This window comes from Marinomonas spartinae (assembly GCF_016461715.1).
Taxonomy (GTDB): domain Bacteria; phylum Pseudomonadota; class Gammaproteobacteria; order Pseudomonadales; family Marinomonadaceae; genus Marinomonas; species Marinomonas spartinae_A.
Genome location: NZ_JAEMUI010000002.1, coordinates 144,140 through 162,194 on the forward strand (window position 1 = coordinate 144,140; position 18,055 = coordinate 162,194).

Sequence of the window (18,055 nt, forward strand, 5' to 3'; positions counted from 1 at the left end):
ATATTCAGCTTTTCCTTATGTAGAATGAATTTTTCATGAGTCAGACTGCGAATAAAATGAATAATACTCTGTGCATTGCACTGTGGGTGGTTGATACTGATCGAGCCAGCATTGCTTGGAGTAACTGTCATGCTAAAACTTTGTTGGGGCAGAATACTTCGTCCGCTCATTTCGAGGGAAATTCTTCCTTCGATGATGATTTTCTAGCCACGTTAAGATTAATGGTCGGAGCTTACGATATTGGTGAGCAAGTCACGTTTGATTGGCCAACGCCCATGGGTAAGTACGCGGCTATCGAATGCGTGAGCACCATTATTTCATTAGGTGGTGAGCGTCGTGGTTTATCTGTTCAGGCTCTTTTTTCGAATGGTTCCCCCTTAGATGCTGAGATCGGATTAATTAAACAGCTTGGTAGTTTATCCGTTGCTATGCTTAATTATGATGGTCGCTTTCTAGAAGTGAGTGATGTGTTTTCTTCTCGCTTTGGTTCTGTCTCATCGATGAGAGATTTATTTGTCACCAATAGCAACGCCAGTGCATTTATGAGTAAGTTGTCTTTTGGTGAACCTTTTACCCAAGAAATTCGATTGTCTACTCTTAATGGTGTTCGTTGGCATCAACTGGAAGTGGTGTTTCACCCAGAGGGTAAAGTGCTCTTAATGGCGAATGATATTCAGCAAGAAAGGGGACGAGAGAATGAAATTTTCCGCTTACATCATTTTGATGTGTTGACTGGATTACCGAATCGCTATCATTTATATCAAACATTAGAGAACATTCTGGAAAGTGGCAGTCAACGCTTTGAGCACTGGGGCATTCTCTATCTGGATTTAGATAATTTCAAAATTGTTAATGATACCTTTGATCATCGAGTCGGCGATGAGTTGATTCAGCAAGTTGCATTGAGGATTCAAGGTGTGATTCCGAATAACGCGGAGTTATATCGATTAGGTGGTGATGAGTTTGTTATTTTTTTAACGAATATATCGGGTGTAGAGAGCTTGCAGCAAGTCGCGAATTTAATTACCCGAAATGCTCTGAATACATATTTTATTGCCAACATGGAAATGATGGTAACAGCCAGTATCGGCATCGCTTGTTATCCTGAACATGGTGACAATGTCGACCACCTGCTTAAAAATGCCGATGCAGCGATGTATCGCGCAAAATCGATTGGTCATAATACTTCCTTTGTCTTTGATGTGGATATGATTGATACCATCCGAGCGCATTTAACGTTAGGTGGTGGCTTACGTAAGGCCATTGAAGAAGAAGAGTTTGAGCTTTTTTATCAACCTAAGGTGCGCTTGTCAGATGAAGTAACGGTTGGTGCTGAAGCTTTGATTCGCTGGTTTCACCCCGAACTGGGGCTTATTAGTCCTGATCAGTTTATTCCTATGGCAGAAGAAAGTGGGATGATTTTACCCCTTGGTGAGTGGGTCATACGCACAGCGTGTAAACAAATTAAAACTTGGCAGGATCAAGGTATTCCCCCCATTAGTGTGTCGGTAAACTTGTCTGGTCGTCAGTTTATGCAGACAGATTTAGTCGAAATGGTGGCGCAGGTGCTTGAAGAGACAGGAGTTGATTCGCAGTACTTAGAACTTGAGCTAACAGAAAGTATGCTCATGGCGGATGCTCAGCAAACGATAGAGAAGCTACATGCTTTTCGTAAGTTGGGCGTAACCTTATCGATTGATGACTTTGGAACGGGTTATTCGTCTTTGGCTTACCTTAAAAAATTCCCTATTCAAACGCTAAAAATAGATCGCTCGTTTGTGAATGATCTTGGAGTAAGTGGTGGAGATGATGCGATTGTTAAAGCTACCATTGCCATGGCAAAGAGTTTGAATCTTAAAGTGATCGCAGAAGGGGTGGAAAACCGTTCCCAAATAGATGTGCTTAATGGGTTTCAGTGCCAAGAAGTTCAGGGGTATCTTTTTGCGAAGCCTATGAGTACTAAAGATTTCGTTCATTATATGAAAACTCAAAAAATGATCGGTTCTAGCGATGCTTTGGACTCTGTGACATCGGCCGTTTAAGTAATATTAGAAAAGATGCGATGGATGATGTTTTGTTTTGGTAGAACAAGTCACCTTCTTGACTTGTTTATCGGCAATGATGCCCATAAACTATGTGAAATTTATAAATTTTGGAAGCATTGTGTCAACGCTGGAAAGCCTTTTGTGTCCTATCGATCAATTACCTCTATGTCAGCAAGAGAGAAGTTTACGCTGTTCTAATGGGCATACCTTTGATCTTGCTAAGTCAGGTTATGTTAATTTGCTTCCAGTGCAAAATAAACGCTCTAAACAGCCTGGTGACAGTAAAGATATGGTGCAAGCGCGCCAAGCTTTTTTAGAGCTGGGTCATTATTTTCCTATCGTCGAAGAAATTACGCGTACTTGGCCTGCGGCTTTAAACGCAAGGCCTCTCGTTCGTATACTGGACGCTGGGTGTGGTGAAGGTTATTACCTGCAGCATTTATCACAACGTTTGGCTGACTTATCAGTGATGACAGAATGCGTTGGGGTCGATATTTCTAAATGGGCGGTCGCGGCCGCGAGTAAGCGAGATAAGTCAACGTCTTGGATAGTGGGTAGCAATGCCTGCTTGCCTACTCCGGCGGGGAGGTTTGATGCGATTTTATGCTTATTTGGTTTTCCTGCTTTTTCTGAGTTTCAACGTGTTTTGTCGGATGATGGTGTATTATTATTGGTTGATGCAGGTCCCGATCACTTAATCGAACTGCGTCAGATTTTGTATCCATCTATTCATGAATACAAAGCGCCTTATAGAGAAGGAATGGCGGATTTTCGTCTTATTCAAGAATCCAGTTTGAGCTATTCTTTTTCTTTGTCCTCTCAAGAGGAGATTCAGCAATTACTTTGTATGACGCCACATATACATAAAGCCTCTTATGCCGGCAAGGAAGCCGTCAAACAACTTAGCAATCTGGCGCTGACTGCTAATATTTATTTTCGTTGGTATCAAAAAGGATGAAGTTATAAAACATGCCTAATAGTTTGGATACGCTTTTTGAGAGGAATAAAGCTTGGTCTGAAAAGGTCACAGCGGAAGATCCTGAATTTTTTTCCACCTTATCCCAGCAGCAGCGTCCTGAGTATCTGTGGATTGGTTGTGCTGATAGTCGCGTGCCAGCCAATCAGATTGTTGATTTGTTGCCCGGTGAAGTGTTTGTTCATCGCAATATTGCCAATGTGGTGGTTCATACTGATTTGAATTGTTTATCCGTGATTCAATTTGCAGTGGATGTGCTAAAAGTGAAACACATTATGGTGGTTGGTCATTATGGTTGTGGTGGTATCAAAGCCGCCATGGATTCCCGTGAGCATGGCCTGATCGATAATTGGTTGCGTCATATTAAAGATGTTTATCGCTTGCATAAGGCGGAAGTGGATGCCATTGCTGATGACTGTGAGCGTTTTGATCGTATGTGTGAATTGAACGTTATAGAGCAGGTTGCCAATGTGAGCCAAAGCAGCATTGTGCAGAATGCGTGGCGTATTGGCCAGGAGTTGCATGTACATGGATGGTGTTACAGCATCAATAATGGTCGCATTAAAGATCTACAAGTGTCAGTAACGAACGCGCAAGAAGCACAAGATCAATTAAATAAAGGGTATTGATATGCGGTTTGCCTTATAACAGTAAGCTTGGAAGACGGCCGTTCAACATAAAAATGTGTTTTCGCTGGTTTATGTTGAACGGTAAAAAAACGCAATGTCTCTACGCTGTATACGTTTACGCTATAAGTGGTTGTTTTCAGCAATGGCTCTTGCACACCCTGCAATGGTCGAACGTAGCCAGATGTGTCCTGGGTCGTGCTGTAATAATGGACTCCAAAGCATTTTCAATTCAACGGGAGGAATTTCAAAAGGCGGTGGCAATACCACAACATTTTTGTTGCCTTCCATTAGCTTGGTTGCCAATGAGGGTAGCGTGGCAATTAAGCCCAATTGTTCCGTAGAGCGCATGGCCACGTTATAGTTACGTGTGAAGAGGCGAATATTTCGCTTAAAACCAAGATCGGCTAAGCTGCCATCCACCCAGCCAAGTTTTTGTACTTCTTCAGGTTGAATGCCAACCCCTACACCAAAACCTGTCTTGCTAACCCAAACGTGAGAAGCCGCTAAATACGCATCCAGTGTAAAGTTTTTTGCTATGTCTGAATCGGCTGGCAATAAACAGGAGAAGCGATCTACCCAAACGGATTTTTGATGAAAAGACTGTGGTAATGTGTCGAAGCGGTTAATCACTAGGTCAACTTTGCCTTTTTCCACATCATGAAAGCTGACATCACTTGGATTCATGACATCTAAAATGACACTTGGTGCTTCACTTTGCAGTTTTTTCATCAAGGGGGGGATTAAGGTGGCTTCCGCATAGTCACTTGCCATAATGCGAAAGACGCGTGAGCTGGATTCTGCTTCGAAGTTTTGTCCAAGGTGCAGCACTTCATCTACAGACTGAAGAATGCGTTGTACGCGGGGCTGTAATTGAATAGACAGTGCCGTTGGCATCATGCCATCACTGGTGCGAACTAATAATGGATCATGGAAAAGATCTCTAAGACGTCTTAAGCCGTTACTCATGGCTGGTTGGGTAATCCCCAGCTGGTTAGCAGCGTGAGTCACATTTTGTTCGCGTAACAGGGAGTCTAAATAACGAAGTAGGTTTAGATCGATTTTATCTAGCTGCATAAGGGGCTCATGTCAATTTGCACTCACTGCATGATACTGTATTTACGTGTCAAATAGAACGATCAGCCCCGAATTATGGCATCAAATTACTTTTTTCGAGTCAGTTGAGAAATGACTTCATAACAGGCCCCCATTGTGTGGTAGTCCGTTTTTCCGGCAGGGCTTTTACAATCATCATAGGCTTGGTTGTCTTGCTGTAAAATACGAAACCAAGCGCCGTACTTATGATCAATCATATGTTGCCAGGCGTACTGCCAAATGGCCTGATAACGCTGCCAGTAGACGTCTTTGCTTGTCACTTGAGCGAGCATAGCGGCAGCTGCAAAGGATTCTGCTTGAACCCAGAAGTATTTATCACCATCGCAAATTTCCCCTTTGGGATCGTAGCCATAGCAAAGACCTTTATTTTTCTCATCCCATGCTTTTTCCCAAGCTTGATCGAAGAGATGGATTGCTTTATCAACGAGCCAGTTCAGGTCTTTTTTTTCAGGGGACACTCGTTGGTGAATAAGCAGTAACAGTTTGGCCCATTCTGTTTGGTGGCCAGGTTGGAATCCCCAAGGACGAAACAAGTGTTTCGGGTCATTTTTGTTGTATTCCCAGTCAATTTGCCAATCTTGGGTATAGTGCTCCCAGATTTCTCCTCCGGCAAGATTGGCTTGTCGTTGGCAAATGTTCTCGGCAAGGAGAACGGCTCTGTCCAGATAATCGGTTTCTCCCGTGGCGTCGTAAGCGGCTAGCATTGCTTCACACGTATGCATGTTTGCGTTCTGTCCTCGATAAGGCGAAACTTGCTGCCAATCTGCAGAAATTTCATCTTTATACAGGCCATATTGCTCATCCCAAAAATGCGTTTCTAATAAATCGACGGTTTCTTGAATCCATGGATAGGCCTCCGTTAGGCCCGCTTGGTAGGCACAGGAGTAAGCCAGTAAGACGAAAGCGAGACCATAACAGTGATTGGTTTCATCAAGGTTGGTGTCTTTATTCAGCAGCCAGACATACCCACCATTATCTCGTCGATGTCTCTCCCTTAGATAATGTATCCCATGTTGTACAGCTGCTAAATATTCGACTTTAGGTTGGCTCTGATAAGCTTTGGCGTAGTTAAAAACAAATCGAGTACTGCTGACTAAATGACGTGTGTCTTTATCATAAATGTCGCCGTTATCTTTAAAAAATTGGAAAAAGCCACCATTAGGGTCGATGCAGGCAGGATGATAAAAATGCATTGTGGAATGTATATGCTGCTGTAAAAAACCCACAGAACGAAAGTTGGGAAGTGTGCTCATATGGTTTTCCTTATTATTGATATTAATGGGTTTTATGATTGTTTTTACGTTCTTTTTTAGACATAGTAACGACCAGAGATAACTGAATACTAGCGCTTTTGTGTCCCTTAAATCCATCTTCTTTCGTCATCTCGTACTAACGGGTCAATACTCAACCATAGAGCGTTTTATTATTTACCAAAGAGTCATGTTTATGAAATCCCTTGGCAGCACGTCAGAACAAAGTCGCATTTATAACGAACGAATTATTTTGCATTTAGTGCGCCGGCGCCCCGGCATTTCTAGGGTGACAATTGCCGAAGAAACAGGACTTAGTACACAAACCATTTCGGTGATTACCTCATCCCTACTGGATCAAGGTTTGCTTGAAGTGTCAGGTAAAGTGCGTGGAAAGCGTGGTCAACCATCGGTTAAGCTAAGCATTAATGCCCAAGGAGCCTATGGACTGGGAATCAATGTTGACCGTGATCATATCAGTGCAGTATTACTGGATTTTAGTGGGCATTGTGTTTTATCTCTGGAACGGGATGTGCCGTTTCCAACGGAGCAAGTGGCAAAAGACATTGCTAGTGAGTTGATCAGTGAAGTGAAAGCGCGCCTGCAGGACGATTGGGTAAAAGTGAAGGGAATTGGTTTTGCGAAGCCGGATTATATGGATGCTTGGCTAGACTCGTTAGTGACCGATAGCGAGTTGCGAATGGATTTAGCTCGCTTACAGGCAGAATTAACCTATTGGCAATCCGATGCGTTTGAGACTTGGTTAGCCAGCGAAACGGGCTTAATGTGCTATAAAGAAAACGACGCTGTTGCGGCAGCAACCAGTGAATTATTATTCACTCAAGGGACTCAGGTAAGGCACTTTTTCTATCTATTTGTCAGTATTGCTTGCGGGGGAAGTATCGTTGCGGACGGTGAGTGTTATCTTGGCGCTCACGGTAAAGCGGGTAGCTTTGGGTTAATTCCTACCTTATCGGGTAAGCATGGTCGTTGGATTCTTGAAGCGTTATCTCTTTCCTCATTAAAGCGTTTTTTTGCTCATCATGGTCAAGAGTATCCAGAGTCGGATGTGGCTTGGCAAACACCAGATGTTGTGAGGTTAATTGATAGATGGAGTGGCGAGGTCGCTGAAGAAATACAACCTGCCCTCAGTGCGGTGATTGCATTGCATGATCCACACATGATTATGATTGGAGGCCGTTTACCCATTGTTGTCGTTGATCAGTTGATTTGTCATATGACTCGGTTACTCAATCAACAGAGCGTTTTGCCTGTGCCTACGATTAGTGTTGCTCAGCATACGGCGACAGGAGTGACCATGGGGGCGGCGGTGCTACCCCTTTATGAAACCTTTGCTCCTCAGCGCGATGTTTTGTTGTTAACTACGAATGCCAAGTAATCGGCATCCATACGAACGGGGCATGCGTGGTGAATTTATGGGTTGCGCTTGATCACTGAAAGAGTGATGTTATTCACATACTATCGTTTACGACAGAGAATATTTACCTCAGAGAAAACTATGCGCTTAGAGATCCAGTGTGAAGATAGAATTGGCATGATAAGGGGGATTCTTGATTTTTTTATCCCTTACCAAATTGATATTCGCTTGATTGAAACGGACTCAAAGCGTCGATGTTTGTATTGTGGTTTTCCTGATATTCCTTTTGCTGATTTGCAGTCTTTGTTAGCGGATATTCGTCGTCTTGATGGGGTTGAGGACGTTAAGACTGTTATGTTTACGCCCTCGGAGCGTGAATATAACGCCTTGAATACGTTGCTTGAAGCTTTGCCAGATGGCGTTGTTGCGGTGGATTTAAAAGGCTATATCACCATGGCCACCGAGTTGGCCGCGGCGGATCTGGGAGTGCCGATTGACGCATTAGTGGGGGAGCCATTACAGCAGTTTATCAAAGGAGTGAATTTCTCCAGAATGGCTTGGGAAGACATGGCAGAGGGAATCAGTAAGCGTATTCGTCTGCAAAATAAATCGGTTCTTTTGGAAATGAAGCCCATTTTTGTTCCTGATGGAAGGGGTCATGCTAATCCAGCTGGTGCGGTTATTCATTTAAAATCCCAAGAAAGGTTGAACCGACAAACTGAGCATTTTAAACAGGCACCGGATATTGAAAAGCATCTTGAGACTTATTTTCAGAAGGACGTGATTCAAAGTGCGGCCATGTGCGACATGCTACAAAAAGCCAAAGCGTTTTCTATCATGTCAGAACCCTTATTGTTATATGGGGATGTAGGGACGGGTAAAAAAGAGTTACTGCGTGCTTTATATCAGTATTGGTTAGAGCAGCAATCGGACGGTGGTACCCTGATGCTTCGTCATGCTCGCGAGATAAGTGCTGAGGACATTGCTAAACTGGATCACGCTTCTGGCTGGTTTGCCATTGAAGAATTGGAATATTTGGCGCCAGAACTGCAGGTAGATTTGGCGAATTGGCTATTGCGTCAGCCAGAGCATTCGACCAGTGAGCAAGGAAAAGTAAGGCTTATCGGATTGACTTCCTTACCAAAAACGCAACAGATTAGCGAACAGATCCATTCGACGTTGTATTTTGCGCTATCTTGTTTGCAATTGCGTGTTCCCTCACTAAAAGAGCGTACAGATGATCTTAAGGGGCTGGTTCAGCAGACACTTCAAGGGTTGTGTGAACGTTACAGTGTGCCTATGCCAAGCTTGACTAAAGCGGCTTTAGTGAAGATGTCGTTATACTCTTGGCCGGGTAATATCAAAGAGTTAGAGAATGTGTGTTTACAATCACTTGGTTTGGGTAAAAGCCAATGGGATGCCGATGACCTTGTCTTAACCGATGATCGGAATGAAGAAATAGCGCTTGAGCTTGTGGATGGCTCTTTAGATAAAACGCTGAAGTCATGGGAAGCACAGTTGCTGCGTCAATTGTACCCACAATTTCCGAGTACGCGGCGTCTGGCTAACGCCGTAGGCTTAAGTCATAGTGCAATTGCGAATAAGCTAAAAGAATACAACATTGGTAGTTAAAAAAGTATTGTTTAAAGAAGGGTATGGTGGGAAAACAATAAAAAAGCCACTTATCGAAGATAAATAGCTTCTTGCTGTACTTGACTTTTTAGTAGGTCAGCAGACAGTTTCATGATAACTCTCATCTGTTTAAACCTATATTCTACCTAACACAGTTTGGTTAAGCGCTAGTAGTAGCGACGATGGGGCATGCGCTTAGGTGTTTTTTTCTCAGTCTCTATTTTAATCGGCTGCATGGTTTTTTTGGTCTGAGAAACTTGTCTCTGAATAGTCACTGCAAAAAATGCAATGGCAGCACAAGCAGCTACGAACATTATAAATTCAAACATCGTGTCTCTCCAAAAATATCTTTATTAAGACAATCATGAGTCATAATCATGACTGCGTAAAGCCTGTTTTGTTGTAATTAAGTAAATGGGGGTGTTAAAGGCAAAAACAACCCTATTCAAAAATGATCACATTTTTAGCAATATTGAACGTTAGTTGACTTGGTTGACTGATTCGCTAAAAAGGCCGACATGCCAGCCTTTTTAGCGAATCATAGTGGTATAACCTATACTAGCTGGAAAAACGGTTAAAGACTGTATCGTTCGCGTAAATATCGCGCAACACCGTCTTCATCATGATGGCCGATAACATGGTCAGCAGCCTTTTTAATATGTTCTAAGGCATTGTCTGTGGCGTATGCTTCATCCGCCATGGCAAACATGGTTAGATCGTTATCGCCATCACCAAAGACGATAACACGCTGGGCCCCAAGCTCCTCCTTTAACTCCATCAATGAAGAGCCTTTGCATGCACCACTATGGTGTATATCTAACCAATAGGCATCTTTATTATAAATACCACCACCGGAATAGGCCGTGATGTGTTTGTGCTCACGACTGTCTATCACAATGCGTTCAATTAACTCTGGTCGACCTAATGCACTGATGTTTGTGATAACAGCATGAGGATCGAGCTCTTCAATTGGGTGAAGGCTTAGTTGATCGTGGCTGCCTAATTCATTGGCAATGTGATCGCTCAGACTGCCTTTTAATGTTGGATGGTAGACCTTATGCGAGCCGCTTTCGTCCAAACAAAACACGAATGGCGTGATCTCGTGCATTTCGAAAGATAAGAGTGTTTGGGAAATCAATTCAGGGGTTAAAAAATTACGATGTCGATAGGTTTGGCTGTTGGGATTCCACCATTCCACACCATTTTTGAAAATTTGCCAGTGTGGAAAGTCATGGCCTGCGATGCAGGGCTTTGCGGCAAAGTGAGTTCGCCCAGTGGCTACCGTATAGACTATTCCGGCGGCTTTTAACCGTTCTAATGTGTCGCATGTATAGTCTGATAGACGCTGACCCTGATTTAATAAGGTACCATCCAAATCAAATGCTAATAAATCCATCTCTACCTCACGTTCATAGGGCTTATTCATAGGGAAGGCACTATGGATAGCACTGTTGTGTTAACAAGCCAGTATAGAGTTGAATACTGACTTGTTCGGGCCGAAAAATTGATTATTCGGCTTTTTTGCTTAACGCAACCCCATCAAAGGCGATGCCATCCCAACCATGTTGCATAAATTGACGAATGTTTTGATGATCTGTCCCTTCTGGGTTTTCTAACACGTCGATGCGGTAGAAGTGACCAAATAAGGGTAAAGTTTCTTCAGGCGAAAGCTGATGTAATTGAGCAAAGTAAAAAATTTTACATGAGCCATTGTTTTCATTTAGTCCATTGACTAGCTGGCCATTTGTAAACGAGGTTGCTGTGAAGGTATATTCGTTTTCAATGACGCTAATCACTTCTTTAAACTGTACTTGATCTGGTGCGCTTTTGACTTGTTCTAATATTGAGTCGGTTGTTAACATGAGTTCTCCATTCTTTAACGACTGAAAGAAGAGGCGAATAAGCCTTGGGCGTCTCGGGTTATCGTAATATTTGCTTTGCCAGCCTCTAATAGCTTGTTATTCAGGCAATGCTGGAACAATAACCGAGCCGCATTTATTGTCATCTTTCCATAAAGCCTGCTATGGCTTAGTGAATTATAAAACGGAATGCTAAATATTTGCACGACCATTACATTGTTAACCGACGGAAACCGCTTCGGTAGATTTATGCAGCCTCTTCTTGCTCCGGGGAGTCGAAGTACCTGATGACAATTTGATAAGTGATTACACATAGCACTCCACACGCTGCCATGGTGCCAAGCATAGGGATAAAGGTGCCGTTATCGAGTAAGCTGACGACAACACCGCTCAGAGCTCCTGAGGAGAATCTTAACGTCCCCGCTAAGGCTGCGACGCTACCGTTATGCTTGCCGGAATGCTTTAAGGCTCCCGCCATAAAACCGCTACCTAAGATACCGATGCATCCAGTAAACAACATACAACTGATGACGAGTGCAGCCAGAGGCGGATGTTTAAAGAAGGCTAAGACAATCATCGCAACGGTGGCACCGAATAACACCCAGACGGTGTATTTAACCAAATATTCAATGCCAAGTTTTTCGACAAAGCGATTGTTAATCGTCGTAGCAATCATCATGGTGATGATATTGAGGCCGAATAGAAAGCCGAAATGAGAAGGCTCCACGCCATATAACTCAATATAGACAAATGATGACCCTGTTACGAAACACATTAAGCCTGCAAACTGAAAGGATCCCGCCAGAATGTAACCCACCACGGCAGGCTTTCTCAGAATAACACCGTAGTTACGTAGGGCAGAGTTAAAAGATAATGGCGAGCGATTATCTCTATGTAATGTTTCTGGAATGGTCTTTAAAAAGAGCCAGATAGCTAAGGCCGCGATAAGCGCTAAGAAAATAAAAATAAAGTGCCAATTAAATAGGGTTAAAATCGCTCCTCCTATAATGGGGGCAACCAAAGGCGCAATGGACATTACTAGGATGACCATGGACATGGCTTTAGCAAATTGATCAGTTGAAAGGCTGTCTTTGACTAATGCCGGAATGCTGACCGCGACCGCTGCACCACCAATGGCTTGAATTGCACGGCCAATGATCAGGGTGTTGAAACTATTTGAGAACGCACAAAAAATGCTACCAACAATGAAAAATGAGAGACCTGCCACGACAACTTTGCGACGGCCAATAGCATCGGAAATAGGACCAAATAAAATTTGTAGTACAGCAAAAACAATTAAGTACATGCTGAGTGTCATTTGTACCAAGTGAATGGGGACATTCAAACTCAATGCAATGGTGGGAATGCTGGGTAAATACGTATCGATCGCCAGTGGCGTAATGCCAGCCAAAAGACCGAGTACTAAAAAAACAGGTAAGGTTAATTTCATAAAGTTGGCTGCGTATCAATATAGAGAAATAGAGCATCAAATCTCGATTTAGACTGTTGTCTGATGCTGGGTTCGATATTATAAGGGGTTATAATCAATATCATTCCTTTGAAATGTGTAAGCACTGTGGACAGTTGCTTTTTTAAGCAAGGTTTTGCCCTGTTTTGCCATCATTTAGTAGTAGACTAGTCGGATTTTCTCAATGACTTTGATCTTTATCATAGATCTTAGCATTAATGTTTGTCGTAGCGTCAAAGATTAATGAACAAGGAAGCATATGTTACGTTTTTTTGAAAAATGGGTGGATCCTTACCCTGAAATAGAGGCACGTGAAGCGCCCAATACGTTGTTCGCTTTTTGTCGATACTATTCAAAGGGGGTTGAAATCCCTTTGCTTGTTATGTCGTTGTTAACCGCCACTATTGCGGTTTTGGAAGTGACAATGTTCAGCTTTATGGGCCAATTGGTCAATTGGCTGGTCAAGAAAAACCCCGACACTTTTTTAAAAGATGAAAGTACTCATCTTATTACTATGGGGGTTGTGGTGCTGGTGGCGATGCCGTTAGTGTCATTTTTGCATTCGGCGGTCCTGCATCAAACTTTGTTGGGGAATTACCCCATGCGCATACGCTGGATGTTTCATCGCTATGTGCTGAAACAAAGTATGACATTCTTCCAGGATGATTTTGCTGGCCGCGTCGCAACGAAAGTCATGCAAACCTCCCTGGCGGTTCGGGAAAGTGTGATGAAGCTGATGGACGTGTCGGTATACATCATCGTGTACTTTTTTTCCATGTTGTTTTTAATAGGGCAAGCGGACTTTCGATTGGTTGTGCCTATTCTTATTTGGATGGTGCTGTACCTTATTTTGCAATTTTACTTTGTTCCTAAATTGAAAAAAGTTTCCTCTGAGCAAGCCGATGCGCGTTCGAGTATGTCGGGGCGTATCGTCGATAGCTACACCAATATTTCGACTGTTAAATTGTTTTCACATACGCAGCGAGAAGCCAGCTATGCAAAAGACAGCATGGACGTTTTTTTGCAAACGGTATACAAGCAAATGCGCTTGGTGACGGGGCTGAATGTAGGGGTACAGATTTGTAACTATCTATTGGCTTTTTCCGTGGCAGGCTTGTCTATTTGGCTATGGAAAGAAAGCATTATCAGTGTGGGAGCCATTGCTATTGCGGTGAGTTTAGCTCTGCGCTTAAATGGTATGTCCCAGTGGATTATGTGGGAAGTCAGTTCGTTATTTGAGAACATCGGCACGGTTATGGATGGCATGAAAACCATGTCTAAACCCTTGTCAATCCAAGATAACGCTGGTGCGAAACCATTGCATATTACCAAAGGCGAAATTTGCTTCGAACACGTTCATTTTCATTATGGGAAAAAACACCGAAAAGTCATCGAAGACCTTAATTTTACGGTCAAGCGGGGTGAAAAAGTGGGCTTGGTCGGTCGATCTGGTGCAGGTAAATCGACCATCGTCAATTTATTGATGCGTTTTCATGATAGTGAATCGGGTCGAATTCTTATTGACGGGCAAGATGTCAGTAAGGTGAAACAAGATTCGTTGCGTTCTCACATTGGCCTAGTGACGCAGGATACCTCTCTATTACATCGTAGTGTCCGTGAGAATTTGTTGTATGGCCGTCCTGATGCAACAGAAGAAGAGATGATTGCGGCGGCGAAAAAAGCAGAAGCCCATGATTTTATCCTGCAGTTGACTGACCCTTATGGCAATACAGGCTACGATGCCATGGTGGGGGAGCGAGGAATCAAGCTTTCGGGTGGGCAGCGCCAACGTATCGCGATTGCGCGAGTGCTTTTAAAAGATGCGCCATTGTTGGTCTTAGATGAGGCAACATCCGCACTGGATTCAGAAGTAGAAGCGGCTATTCAAGAAAGTTTGTATCGTTTGATGGAAGGGAAAACGGTGATTGCTATCGCACACCGTTTGTCTACTATCGCAGCCATGGATACGCTCATTGTATTGGATCAAGGTAATATCGTGGAGCAAGGTTCTCATGATGAATTGATTCAACACGGCGGTATCTATGCCAAACTATGGGCACACCAAACGGGCGGCTTTTTGGGGGAAGATATTGTTGAAGAGGCAGTTTATTAACGATGTTTGAAAAAACTGTTGGATAGTAGAGCGAGTCATGAAAGTAGAATAATCCAGTCCATTGCTATAAGAGGGGAATAGAATGACATACATAATTTTATGTTTGGCGATTGTGTGTGAAGTGTTCGCGACAACGTCGTTAAAAGCGTCCGATTCCTTTTCTAAATTAGGGCCAACGGCCATGGCTCTGATAGGCTATGGTGTGTCCTTTTATTTGCTCAGCGTGGTGATGAGAACGCTCCCTACTGGTATTACCTATGCGATTTGGGCAGGGTTGGGGATTGTGCTGATATCACTGTTTGGCTATCTATTCGCGGGTGAAAAATTGGATCTTGCCGCATGGCTGGGGATGAGCTTGATTGTGATTGGCGTGGTGATTATTAACCTATTCTCCAAAGCGGTTAGTCACTGATTCGTTACAGAGCCATACAAGCGGTGCTGATGGCATGCACCGCTTGTATGGTTGACATGATAACTTATCTTTACTCCACGAGTTTTACTTTACCTTTCTTGTTTGCCAACCATAAAAATTGGTAGGGCATTAAAGTGACTTTTGCTAAATGATCTTCGTATACCGTGTCAGTGACTAAATCAGTCCAATCGTCTGTGGCGATCAGGTTTAATTCTGATAAATTAAAACTTTGCGGTTGATCCGTTATATTGAAGATCGCAAATAGGCTTTGACGACGATCCAAACTTTGGCGCCAGAAAGCAAATAGATTATCTCCCATATGTAAGATGTATTGAGTAGCGTTGGGGTGGAACGCGGTCTGTGCTCTTCGTATCTGGGCTAAATTGGTGATGGCGTTGAACACTTTTTGATGATGGGTTGGGGTGTTAAGGGCATGCTCTAAGTCTTCCATCTTCCAAATATGACGATTAATAGAACGAAATTGCCCTGTATTGTCCACTCGATCTAGGTCGTTTTCTGTGCCAAAAAAGCTGTGTATATAGAACGCGGGTACCCCTTCCAGTGACATCATCACCGCTGCCGCACAATAGAATCGAGCAAACTGCCATTGATCAGGGCCCTGTTGTACCGAGCCAGCTAAGGCGTTCCACAGACTGATGTTTATTTCATACGGCTTGGCTTCGCCTTCAGGCGTAGTTCGAGAGCTAATGCGTCCTCCAAAGCGTTTCATAGTATTGATTAAGGTTTCCAGCTCCCAATCGGTTAGCAAACCTTCTGTTGGGCGTAAGCCAATACCATCATGGGAGGCAATAAAGTTCAGATAGGTGGTGCCCTGTTGAGCGGGAGGCATGCTCATTAACCATTGCTTTAGATGTTTACAGTTACCTGTGACCAAGCTGTTGATCAGTAACGGTGGTAGTGAAAAATTGTAAATAAGGTGAGCTTCGTTAGCATTACCAAAGTAGGTTAGGTTCTCCTGATTAGGAATATTGGTTTCAGTAATGATGACGGATTCGGGCGCGTAGTGTTCGATAACAAGGCGTAACAGGCGAATCATTTCATGGGTTTGTGGCAAGTTGATACTGGGGGAACCTGGGATTTTCCAAAGGAAGGCGACGGCATCAAGACGAAACCAGCGAATCCCTTTTTCCAAATATAAACGAATAATACGTAGAAACTCTAATAAAACGTCGGGGTTCTCGAAATTTAAATCTATCTGATCATGACTAAAAGTACACCAGACGTATTTGGTGCCATTTTTGGTCTGCACCTCACGTAATAGGGGAGAAGTACGTGGCCGAACAACGGCGCTTAGATCGGCGTTAGGATCTGCTTCATAAAAATATTTTGCCCCTGGATCGATACCCGATTTATAGTTTTCAAACCACATACTACGGCTAGAACAGTGATTGATGACTAAATCGCCCATGACCTTAAAGTCTTTCGATATTTCCGAAATATGGTGCCAGCGCCCTGATGCCGGATTAACACTTGTGTAATCCATGACGCTAAAACCATCGTCCGAGCTATAAGGAAAAAAGGGCAATAGATGAATGGCTGAAATGCTGTTGATTAGTTTGGTTTTGACAAACTTTTGCAAAGTTTCTAATGGCGCTTCATCTTCAGATCTGAGGGTGTCCGCATAGGTAATCAACATAATGTCAGACTGATCCCATAAATTCCTGTGGGGACGAGGGGATTCTGTTTTCGGATCTAAATTAAAGGTAGTCAGACAGTTACGGGCAAGTTCGGTGGCGTCACGATTAGGGTATAGAACCTGAAGGTGACCGATGAGCCGTTGCTCTAATTGTGATGGCACTGTATTTTCCATAGCTGTCTACCTGTAAAAATATCTGAAAATAGGGGAGATGAGGTCATGACCTTCATCTGTCTTATCAACTTAACCAAAGAAAATGGACACTGGATTATTTGTTTGGGCCAAATTCCTGCATGTCTTGTTCGACGGCAAGTGCCAGTTGTTTCATCACGCCGGGAAATGCACTCACAACACGGTTCCAGCTTGGAATAAAAGGGGCTTCCATGGGATTATCAAGGTACATATTTCCTGCTTTCATGACATTACTGGCGAACAGTTCAACGGCTTGTTCCTCTTGGTGTACATCTAATTTTAAACCATTAATTTCTGCATCATTGCGGTATGTTTCAATAAAGTCCAGTGCCACTCGATAGTAGGTTGCTTTAATGGTACGGAAGGTTTCTTGATTAAAAATAGTACCATTGGTTGCCAATTTTCGGAAAATGGCTTTCGTAATATCAATGGACATTTTCGAGAGTCCGCCGTCATCGTTATCGGCTGAGAGGTCTTGATGCTTATGATCATAAACATCCGCAATGTCTACCTGACATAAACGGTTGTTTGAATAGTTACGTTTCATCTCGCTTAGAACGCCGATTTCTAAGCCCCAGTCACTTGGAATACGCAAATCTGTCATCACATCTCGACGAAATGAGAATTCTCCAGCAAGAGGGTAACGGTAGCTGTCTAAATAATCTAAGTATTCTAAGTTTCCAAAGACTTTCTTGAGAGAATAAAGCAAAGGTGTAACCAGTAGGCGGCTGACACGGCCATTCATCTTGCCGTTTGCTGTGCGCGAATAAAAGCCTTTGCAGAACTCATAGTTGAAATTGGGGTTTGCGACAGGGTAAATCAAACGAGCGAGCAATTCGCGATCATAAGTGACAATATCACAATCGTGCATTGCGATGGATTCAGCCTTACCCGCTGCCAAGTTGTATCCCATACAGAACCATACGTTGCGTCCCTTTCCTGGGTCAGTAGGTGAGAGCTGCTCACCTTTTAACACGCTATCGATGGCACGAAGGCGAGGGCCATCGTTCCAGAGGACTTTGTGCTTTTGTGGCAGAACACTGAAAAACTCTAAAGCGTGGCGATACTCCGCTTCAGTTGCTCTGTCTAAACCGATAACGATTTCATCAAGATACGGAACTTGTTTGAGGTGTTCGATAATGTTTGGCATGGCATCTGTCGCCAATTCGGAATATAGGCAGGGAAGAATAAGCGACATTGGACGAGTTTTAGCAAATTCGCACAGTTCTCTCTCCATGTCTTCAAGCGGACGGTTGGCTAAGTTGTGAAGTGTGGTGATAATGCCGTTCTGGTAAAAATCGCCCATTATTGTATCTCCTTGAGTGTTAAAT

At 43.3% G+C, this 18,055-nt stretch carries 15 protein-coding genes; 7 read left to right on the forward strand and 8 right to left on the reverse strand.

Annotated features, from left to right (window positions below):
* Positions 1–35 precede the first annotated feature (35 nt).
* The 3 genes from JHD45_RS02560 (at position 36) to can (ending at position 3,650) form a co-directional block, all read left to right on the forward strand.
* Positions 36–2,042, forward strand: a complete 2,007-nt coding sequence (locus tag JHD45_RS02560; protein ID WP_233407529.1) for a putative bifunctional diguanylate cyclase/phosphodiesterase — start codon at positions 36–38, stop codon at positions 2,040–2,042.
* Positions 2,043–2,163: 121 nt separating this feature from the next.
* The gene (locus JHD45_RS02565) at positions 2,164–3,003 is read left to right on the forward strand and encodes a putative RNA methyltransferase (RefSeq protein WP_199474632.1); all 840 of its coding nucleotides are present in this window, start codon (positions 2,164–2,166) and stop codon (positions 3,001–3,003) included.
* Between the two features lie 11 nt (positions 3,004–3,014).
* The gene (gene can, locus JHD45_RS02570; RefSeq protein ID WP_067015100.1) at positions 3,015–3,650 is read left to right on the forward strand and encodes a carbonate dehydratase; all 636 of its coding nucleotides are present in this window, start codon (positions 3,015–3,017) and stop codon (positions 3,648–3,650) included.
* Between the two features lie 120 nt (positions 3,651–3,770).
* Here can and JHD45_RS02575 read toward each other — a convergent pair whose 3' ends face one another.
* Positions 3,771–4,724 carry a LysR family transcriptional regulator gene (locus JHD45_RS02575; RefSeq protein WP_067015098.1) on the reverse strand — a complete coding sequence of 318 codons (954 nt, stop codon included), beginning with the start codon at positions 4,722–4,724 and terminating at the stop codon, positions 3,771–3,773.
* Between the two features lie 86 nt (positions 4,725–4,810).
* Positions 4,811–6,016 carry an AGE family epimerase/isomerase gene (locus JHD45_RS02580; RefSeq protein WP_199474633.1) on the reverse strand — a complete coding sequence of 402 codons (1,206 nt, stop codon included), beginning with the start codon at positions 6,014–6,016 and terminating at the stop codon, positions 4,811–4,813.
* Positions 6,017–6,209: 193 nt separating this feature from the next.
* Here JHD45_RS02580 and JHD45_RS02585 point away from each other — a divergent pair, with 193 nt between their 5' ends.
* Positions 6,210–7,412 (forward strand): ROK family transcriptional regulator, encoded by a 1,203-nt coding sequence (locus JHD45_RS02585; RefSeq protein ID WP_199474634.1) that lies wholly within the window; start codon positions 6,210–6,212, stop codon positions 7,410–7,412.
* Positions 7,413–7,532: 120 nt separating this feature from the next.
* Positions 7,533–9,023 (forward strand): TyrR/PhhR family helix-turn-helix DNA-binding protein, encoded by a 1,491-nt coding sequence (locus tag JHD45_RS02590; RefSeq protein ID WP_199474635.1) that lies wholly within the window; start codon positions 7,533–7,535, stop codon positions 9,021–9,023.
* Between the two features lie 167 nt (positions 9,024–9,190).
* Here the strand turns inward: JHD45_RS02590 and JHD45_RS02595 are convergent, their stop codons facing one another.
* The 4 genes from JHD45_RS02595 to JHD45_RS02610 all read right to left on the reverse strand — a co-directional run bounded on the left by JHD45_RS02595 (position 9,191) and on the right by JHD45_RS02610 (position 12,332).
* Positions 9,191–9,352 (reverse strand): hypothetical protein, encoded by a 162-nt coding sequence (locus JHD45_RS02595; protein WP_199474636.1) that lies wholly within the window; start codon positions 9,350–9,352, stop codon positions 9,191–9,193.
* A gap of 245 nt (positions 9,353–9,597) precedes the next feature.
* Positions 9,598–10,449 carry an HAD-IIB family hydrolase gene (locus JHD45_RS02600; protein ID WP_233407531.1) on the reverse strand — a complete coding sequence of 284 codons (852 nt, stop codon included), beginning with the start codon at positions 10,447–10,449 and terminating at the stop codon, positions 9,598–9,600.
* Positions 10,450–10,531: 82 nt separating this feature from the next.
* Positions 10,532–10,885 carry a HopJ type III effector protein gene (locus JHD45_RS02605; protein WP_199474637.1) on the reverse strand — a complete coding sequence of 118 codons (354 nt, stop codon included), beginning with the start codon at positions 10,883–10,885 and terminating at the stop codon, positions 10,532–10,534.
* 244 nt (positions 10,886–11,129) lie between these two features.
* Positions 11,130–12,332: a Bcr/CflA family multidrug efflux MFS transporter gene (locus JHD45_RS02610; RefSeq protein WP_199474638.1), complete on the reverse strand. Its 1,203-nt coding sequence runs from the start codon at positions 12,330–12,332 to the stop codon at positions 11,130–11,132.
* Between the two features lie 277 nt (positions 12,333–12,609).
* Between JHD45_RS02610 and JHD45_RS02615 the strand changes: the two genes are divergently transcribed.
* Together JHD45_RS02615 and JHD45_RS02620 are read left to right on the forward strand one after the other, a co-directional pair.
* Positions 12,610–14,463, forward strand: coding sequence for an ABC transporter ATP-binding protein (locus tag JHD45_RS02615; RefSeq protein ID WP_199474639.1), 1,854 nt, complete (start codon positions 12,610–12,612; stop codon positions 14,461–14,463).
* Positions 14,464–14,545: 82 nt separating this feature from the next.
* A complete protein-coding gene (locus tag JHD45_RS02620) occupies positions 14,546–14,875 on the forward strand; it encodes a DMT family transporter (protein WP_199474640.1) in 330 nt (109 codons plus the stop codon).
* Between the two features lie 70 nt (positions 14,876–14,945).
* Here the strand turns inward: JHD45_RS02620 and JHD45_RS02625 are convergent, their stop codons facing one another.
* Both JHD45_RS02625 and JHD45_RS02630 read right to left on the reverse strand, forming a co-directional pair.
* Positions 14,946–16,706 (reverse strand): alpha-amylase family glycosyl hydrolase, encoded by a 1,761-nt coding sequence (locus tag JHD45_RS02625; RefSeq protein ID WP_199474641.1) that lies wholly within the window; start codon positions 16,704–16,706, stop codon positions 14,946–14,948.
* A gap of 94 nt (positions 16,707–16,800) precedes the next feature.
* Positions 16,801–18,030 carry a glycosyl transferase gene (locus tag JHD45_RS02630; RefSeq protein WP_199474642.1) on the reverse strand — a complete coding sequence of 410 codons (1,230 nt, stop codon included), beginning with the start codon at positions 18,028–18,030 and terminating at the stop codon, positions 16,801–16,803.
* Positions 18,031–18,055: the final 25 nt, after the last annotated feature.